At 35.0% G+C, this 5,597-nt stretch carries 7 protein-coding genes; 6 read left to right on the forward strand and 1 reads right to left on the reverse strand.

From position 1 onward, the window contains the following. A partial coding sequence (locus tag ACO6FI_RS11050) for a helix-turn-helix domain-containing protein (RefSeq protein ID WP_485457395.1) occupies positions 1 to 145 on the reverse strand: 145 nt, incomplete at its 3' end. A 229-nt stretch (positions 146 to 374) separates the two neighbouring features. On the opposite strand from ACO6FI_RS11050, the gene ACO6FI_RS11055 reads away from it, so the two are divergent. From ACO6FI_RS11055 to argC, 6 genes are all read left to right on the forward strand, one after another. Then, positions 375 to 1,799 carry an RNA-binding domain-containing protein gene (locus ACO6FI_RS11055; RefSeq protein WP_485457377.1) on the forward strand — a complete coding sequence of 475 codons (1,425 nt, stop codon included), beginning with the start codon at positions 375 to 377 and terminating at the stop codon, positions 1,797 to 1,799. Between the two features lie 176 nt (positions 1,800 to 1,975). After that, positions 1,976 to 2,158 carry an antitoxin gene (locus tag ACO6FI_RS11060; protein ID WP_485457378.1) on the forward strand — a complete coding sequence of 61 codons (183 nt, stop codon included), beginning with the start codon at positions 1,976 to 1,978 and terminating at the stop codon, positions 2,156 to 2,158. 52 nt (positions 2,159 to 2,210) lie between these two features. Beyond that, positions 2,211 to 2,423 (forward strand): helix-turn-helix domain-containing protein, encoded by a 213-nt coding sequence (locus tag ACO6FI_RS11065; RefSeq protein ID WP_485457379.1) that lies wholly within the window; start codon positions 2,211 to 2,213, stop codon positions 2,421 to 2,423. 192 nt (positions 2,424 to 2,615) lie between these two features. Next, positions 2,616 to 3,251, forward strand: a complete 636-nt coding sequence (locus ACO6FI_RS11070) for an L-2-amino-thiazoline-4-carboxylic acid hydrolase (protein ID WP_485457380.1) — start codon at positions 2,616 to 2,618, stop codon at positions 3,249 to 3,251. 137 nt (positions 3,252 to 3,388) lie between these two features. After that, positions 3,389 to 4,660 carry a glycoside hydrolase family 10-like protein gene (locus ACO6FI_RS11075; RefSeq protein ID WP_485457381.1) on the forward strand — a complete coding sequence of 424 codons (1,272 nt, stop codon included), beginning with the start codon at positions 3,389 to 3,391 and terminating at the stop codon, positions 4,658 to 4,660. A gap of 157 nt (positions 4,661 to 4,817) precedes the next feature. Then, positions 4,818 to 5,597 (forward strand): N-acetyl-gamma-glutamyl-phosphate reductase (argC, locus tag ACO6FI_RS11080; protein WP_485457382.1); only part of this gene is annotated, 780 nt, incomplete at its 3' end.

Genomic DNA, 5,597 nt, shown 5'->3' on the forward strand with positions numbered 1-5,597 from the left:
GTGATTTAATTTCTTTACAAACAGTTGATTTATCTTTACCAATAGTTTCAGCAATAGCAGTCTTAGTGGAGCCGTTAGTAATACCTGTTAGAATAATTCGTCTATCTTCAAGTGTTAAATGTGAAAATAAGTTTAAAGATGTTATAGTGGTACCTACCTTTCCGGTAGCTGTCTTATCCGAATTGTACTACTAAATGCAACTATTGTAAAAGTTGAAATATGTGTAAGACTAAACGCAACTTTAGCATAGGGGTTTTGGAAATAAACTTTTCACCCTAGGAGTGAAATGTAGTAGTTTTGTTACATTGTATGGTCTATCACCATTGTGATATAATCTAATATATGTAGTAGTAAATTGTCGGGAGTAAAATAATATGAATAGCACATTGATTTCAAAAATTGATGAACTTAGACAATATGATACGGAACGTGAGTGGTTTGAGTTTAAAGAAAATTGGAATGATCCGAGGGAATTGGGAGAATACATATCCGCAATTTCAAATAGTTCAGCCTATGAAGGTAGAGAGTGTGGATACTTTATATGGGGGATTCATGATAAGACGCATGAACCGGTTGGGACTAGATTCGATCCAAATCAAGATGTGAAAGGAGAGCCTTTAAAGCACTTTCTAGCCAGACAAATATATCCTGATGTTAATTTCCACTTTGAAGAAATTTATTTAGAGGATAAGAGAGTGGTTGTATTGGTTATTCCGGCAGCTAAGACAATACCTACTTCTTTTTCGGAAGAGAGATATATAAGAATCGGATCAAGCAAGGAAAAGCTGAGAAAGTATCCGGAAAAAGAATCTTTTTTATTTTCTATTTTGAGAACCGGATTTCCAACAATAGAGAATACAGCAAGTGAGTATCAAGAACTATCTTTTGAAAAGCTGATAATTTACTATGGAGCAAAGGGAATAAAACTGAATACCACACAATATGAAAAGAACCTGGGATTATATACGCCGGATGGTAAGTATAATATTATGGCACAGTTGCTATCAGATAATTCACATATTCCTGTTAGAGTGGCTATATTTTCCGGAAAAAGTAAATCTGACAATATGTATTCAGTACGTGAATTCGGATTTCAGTGCTTGTTATATACATTAGATGAAATATTAAGATATGGGGATGTGTTAAACATTATACAAGCAGATGAGGCGGATAGAGTTGTGGAAAGGAAAGAGGTGCCTCTATTTGATAAAGATGCTTTTAGAGAAGCTATAATTAATGCCTTCTTACACAATAAGTGGGTAGAAATGAATGAACCCATGGTAACGATTTACTCTGACAGGATTGAGATTTTATCAAGAGGAACAATACCACAGAGACAGACTGTAGAAGGATTCTTTTTAGGTGAGTCCATTCCTGTTAATAAAAAATTGTCTGAGATTTTTTTACAACTGCATATCAGTGAGAAGACAGGTAGAGGTGTTCCTAAAATTACAGAGAAATATGGAAAAGAAGCATTTGAATTCAGAGAAAACTCTATTATAGTAAAGATTCCTTTTAATTGGATTAATACTATGTATGATAAAGAGGGTAATAAAGAGGGTAATAAAGAGGGTAATAAAGAGGGTAATAAAGCTGTAAGTTATTCAGATTTAAATGAAACACAGAAGCTTATTCTTCAAGCAATAAAAAATAACCCAAATATTACAAAGAGAGAGATTCAAGAAAAAATAGGTAAAGGAAAGACTGCAGTAGATCGTGGAATTTCCAATTTAAAAGAAAAAGGGTATATAGAACATATCGGTTCAAACAGAACCGGGTATTGGAAAATACTTATATAAAAGTATTTGTAATAAGTTTTTAAGTAATCTGATATTGAGTTTTTATCTTAGCCATATTAATGATAATAAATGATTTTATCATTAAGTATCGGATGCTTTGTGACTTGATAACTTATGAAATATTCTTCAAATCAGTATGAATAGAATACTTTATAGTCAAAGGAAGGAGGATGATTATGGTACAAATTGGTTTGAAACTTGATGAAGTAAAGGTAAACACAGAGATGCGAATACCCTTTGAAGTGTCGGCGGATCCTTTTTATAGTAAAGAGAATATGGATGAATTGGAGAGAAGGGTTGCCAATATTCGCACAGGAAAAAGTGTGTTAAAAGAACATGACTTAATAGGAGGTGAATGATGCGAAAACTGTGATTTTAAGTATGTTAAGGAGGGTAATAAGATGACATGCAATGAGGGAATTATACGACATATTTAAAGAAGAATCTAAAGACAAGTGGATAAAAGAGGGTAGAAGAGAGGGCATAAAAGAAGGTAGAAAAGAAGGTGTTATAAATACATTACTTATACTTGTAAAAGACGGAATAATCTCAGTAGAAGATACCGCAAAAAGAGCAAATTTAAGCGTAGGTACTTTTCAAAAATATTTAAATGAAAAAATGTAAATGCTTTAGTAAGGCTTAAAAATAATGGGGACACTGTAAAAGGTGTCCTTTTTTAATACTCTAAAACATAGAAAAGCCTTCAGTAAAGTGATAAAATAGAATCGGTTAAAAAATACTAACTTGTATGTGTCAAGGTTTAGCCGGTGACGTGATGTTTGAAAAATCAATTTGTAAAAAACTGAGGGGGTTATGATGAAGTACAAAGGAATATATTTCAGTCTAATAAGTTTTCTCTTAAAAAAACCGATGATAAGAAAATTCGGTAAGAATAAAACTGAGGAAAGCTTGAAAAAGGCACGAGAGCTATATAGGCAGATGCTTGAAAATACTGAAGATATCGGCTCAAACAATCCAATGTCAGGCAATATTTATTCAGCGTATGTATTTATGGCTGTGTGCAGAGCAGGGAATTTTTGTGTGGATGATTTTAAAGAAGTAATTGTTGAGTTTTTAAACAACAAGTTGATCGGTAAACTTATAGGTGGTTTTGATTTAAATAATCCTAAAGATATGAAAAAGTTTTCTGACAGGATGCATAGAATGGCGGAGTGGGCGGATAAACATCCCAAGTATAAGGATAAAACATGGGATTTTAACTTTGACAAAGAGCTTCATAGGGACGGTTTTTATTATCACTTTACAAGATGTCCACTTGAAAAATTTGCAAGAGATAACGGTTATTTGAATCTGTTGCCTATGTGTTGCGATATAGACTATCTTAGGTTTGAGAAAGGAAGAGGTGTGCTTCACAGGGAAAGCACATTGGCATCGGGCGGAAAAATCTGTGATTACTGGATTTTAGGGGATAAGAACAGAGATCCTAAGTAAAATTCCTTTATAGAAGCGAAGCTTAGATAAAAGTATTTGTAATAAGTCTTTAAGGAAGTTGATATTGGTTTTTTATCTTGGCTATAGTATGATAGTAAGTACTTTTATTATACTTAAAAAAAGAGATAGAGAGCGAGATGAAGATGAAAAAAACATGGTTTGTGGGACTTATCGGCAAGCTTATAGCTGTATTGTTGATAATGAATATGCTGGTCTCTTTGCAAGTTTATGCGGCGGTAAAACCTGTAAAGAGAAGCTCTACTGTTCAAAGCACGGCAGTGGGGCCAAAAGAGCTTAGAGGAGTTTGGTTTTCATATATTGACTGGAGTGAGATGCCTTCAGATGTAGAGTCATTTAAGAAACGTGCGGATCAAGTGATGACAGATATAAAAAATCGCGGAATGAATGCCATATTCTGTCACGTGCACAGTCACTCGGACAGTTACGGTCAGAAATTAAAATCTTTCCCGTTATCAAAGTTTATGGTCACAAAAGATTCAAATCCTAATTTTGATCCTTTGGAGTATATGATTGAGAGTGCGCATAGGCACGGACTTTCCTTCCATGCTTGGGTAAACCCTTATAGAGTTACCAATTCTATGATGAGAGATATACCTGAGGGTTCAATTGTAAAGCAGTGGATGAATGATCCTTCAAAACAGAGAAATGTATTATTGCATGAAGGTAATTACTATCTGAATCCGTCAAGTGCGGAGGTTAGAAATTATCTTGTGAATTCAATCAGTGAAATATGCAAAAACTATGCTGTAGACGGTGTACAGTTTGATGATTATTTTTACCCTTCACTAAATGACAGTGACCCTGCAAAGAGTTTTGACAAAGCGGAATATGACGCTTCAGGCAGCAGCTTAGGTATTACACAGTGGAGAAGAGAAAATGTGTCAATGCTTGTAAAAGATGTATACAAGGCGGTACATGCCGCACGTCCTCAGGCGGTTTTCGGCATCAGTCCTGTAGCGCTTTTATCAAATCTTAGAAGTGATAAATCATATTTTGTTGATATTGATAAATGGATGGCGTCAAATGAATATATTGACTATATAATGCCTCAGCTCTACCACGGTTTTGAAGCAAAAACAAAGACAGGCGTATTGGCGCCTCATTCATATATAAACTGTTTAAACAGCTGGGTAGACTTAAAGAAAAAAAGTAACAGTAATGTAAAGCTGTATATAGGTCTCGGACTTTATAGAGCAGGAAAGAATATAAAGGACGGCAATTCGGTTTCGGAATGGCTGAGATATAACGATATTTTATTAAGACAGGTAAAGGCTGCAAGAGAAACCGGAGAGGTTTTAGGATTTGGAATATTCGCATATCAAAATTTCAGAGAGGCGCCGGCAGCTTTGGAACTTGATAATTTACAAACAGCTTTTATAAATCAGTAAAATGTAGAAATTAAAACAATGTGGACACTGTAAAAGGTGTCCTTTTTTGTTCAAAAAATTTTTATGCACAAAACCTTGATTTTATTCATAAAAAGTGTATAATTATGAAACTATAAAAGTAATTATAACAAAGCGGGAAAGGAAGAGAGGTGTTTTTATGATAAAGGTAGGTATTGTCGGAGCTACAGGATATGCAGGAGCTGAGCTTGTGAGACTTTTATTACAAAGAGATGATGTGAAAATAGTCGGATTCGGTTCAAAGAGTTTTGCAGGCGAGAGCTACTCGAAGGTCTTTAGAAGTATGTATAAATATGCAGATGATATTTGCGAAAACGACAATGTCTTTGAACTGTCAAAGAAAGTGGACATTATATTTACGGCTACACCTCAAGGCTTTCTGGCTGAGAATATAAATGATGAGGTACTTTCAAATGCCAAGGTAATAGACCTTTCGGCGGACTTCAGGATAAAAGATGTGGATGTATATGAAAAGTGGTATAAGCTTGAGCACAAGTCAAAAAATCTTATAAAAGAGGCGGTATACGGTCTGCCTGAGCTTTACCGTGAAGATATAAAGAAAGCAAGGTTGATTGCAAATCCGGGTTGTTATCCGACCTGTTCGATACTTTCGTTGCAGCCGCTGTTAAAACATAAGCTGGTAGATGAAAACAGCATAATAATAGATGCAAAGTCCGGAACTTCAGGAGCAGGTAGAAGTGCCAAGGTTGACAATCTTTTTTGTGAAGTGAATGAAAATATGAAGGCCTACAGAATCGGAAGTCACAGACATACGCCTGAGATAGAAGCTCAACTTTCAAAGGCGGCAGGAGAGGACATTGTAATTAGTTTTACACCTCATCTGGTTCCTATGATGAGAGGAATTTTGGTGACGGCATATGCCGGACTGAAATCAGGTGTCAGTGAAGAGGATATAAAA

Source organism: Lachnoanaerobaculum sp. (assembly GCF_057250505.1).